The organism is Tsukamurella conjunctivitidis (genome assembly GCF_007858475.1).
Taxonomy (GTDB): domain Bacteria; phylum Actinomycetota; class Actinomycetes; order Mycobacteriales; family Mycobacteriaceae; genus Tsukamurella; species Tsukamurella conjunctivitidis.
Genome location: NZ_VIGX01000281.1, coordinates 1 through 531 on the forward strand (window position 1 = coordinate 1; position 531 = coordinate 531).

Consider the following 531-nt stretch of genomic DNA (forward strand, 5'->3'; position numbering starts at 1 on the left):
GAGCAATGAAAGATCAATTAAAACCCGCTTAGGCTGATAGAAGGTTCCGATCATATTTTTCCCTAATGGGTGATTAACAGCCGTTTTTCCGCCGACCGAACTATCTACTTGTGCAAGAAGCGTTGTTGGAATCTGAATAAAATCGATTCCGCGCTGATAAGTACTCGCGACAAATCCTGCAAGATCACCAATCACTCCACCGCCAAAAGCTATCAAAAGACTTCTGCGATTAAACTCTAATTCTAAAAGACGAGTATGCACCTGAGCAAAGGAGGTCAAATTCTTATATTGCTCGCCATCTTCAATAATTACGACATGGTCCCGATTACCCTCTACAAGCGATAAAATCCGATCTGAATGGAGAGCATAAATTGTATTATTCGTTAAAACCAATCGCTGCGTATAAGGGAACTCCTCTACAAAACGTTTGGTTGCTAATAGGTTTTTGTCGATCTCAATATCATATGAGCGATCAGCTAAATCTACAGTTAAGGTCTTCATCTATCATCACTTCCTATAAGCCACTCAGGG

The 531-nt window shown here is 40.7% G+C and carries 1 protein-coding gene; it reads right to left on the reverse strand.

Annotation, left to right across the window (positions count from 1 at the left end; all coding sequences use genetic code 11):
* On the reverse strand, positions 1-501 hold a 501-nt coding region (locus FK530_RS27730), incomplete at its 3' end, for a 3-dehydroquinate synthase family protein (RefSeq protein WP_146489531.1).
* Between the last annotated feature and the right edge of the window lie 30 nt (positions 502-531).